General features: G+C 48.4%; 1 protein-coding gene. It reads right to left on the bottom strand.

Features of this window, described 5'->3' with window-relative positions; genetic code table 11:
* A partial coding sequence (locus tag NE623_RS14510; RefSeq protein WP_256273512.1) for a helix-turn-helix domain-containing protein occupies positions 1-290 on the bottom strand: 290 nt, incomplete at its 3' end.
* Between the last annotated feature and the right edge of the window lie 61 nt (positions 291-351).

The raw sequence follows: 351 nt of genomic DNA, 5'->3' as shown, positions 1-351 counted from the left end.
TAATCGTTCTCCGCACGCAGTCGCTGCACTTCGGCCAGCAGATCTTCTTCTACCTGCTTCGGCAGCTGCTTTGGCGGACGACCCTTACTGCTGCGGCCACGCCGTTCGACGGCAAAGCCTTCCGGCCCTTCCTCCAGATAGATTCGCTCCCATGATTTGATTCGATCTCTGCTGTTTACCTCAAATCTACGACAGGTTTCGCTGTAACTTAATTTCTCTTCCTGCATGGTTTCAATCACCAGTTTTTTGAATTCCGGCGTATATCGTTTGTTTGGTACTCCTTTTGGCATAGAAAAACACCCCACTTGTTAGATAGTATACCATACTGTCTAACAAATGGGGTGCAGTTCA

This window comes from Gemmiger formicilis, from assembly GCF_024462815.1.
In the GTDB taxonomy this organism is placed as follows: domain Bacteria; phylum Bacillota; class Clostridia; order Oscillospirales; family Ruminococcaceae; genus Gemmiger.
The sequence above is the reverse complement of the archived record's forward strand: the minus strand, read 5'-3'. Positions and strand labels throughout refer to the sequence as shown.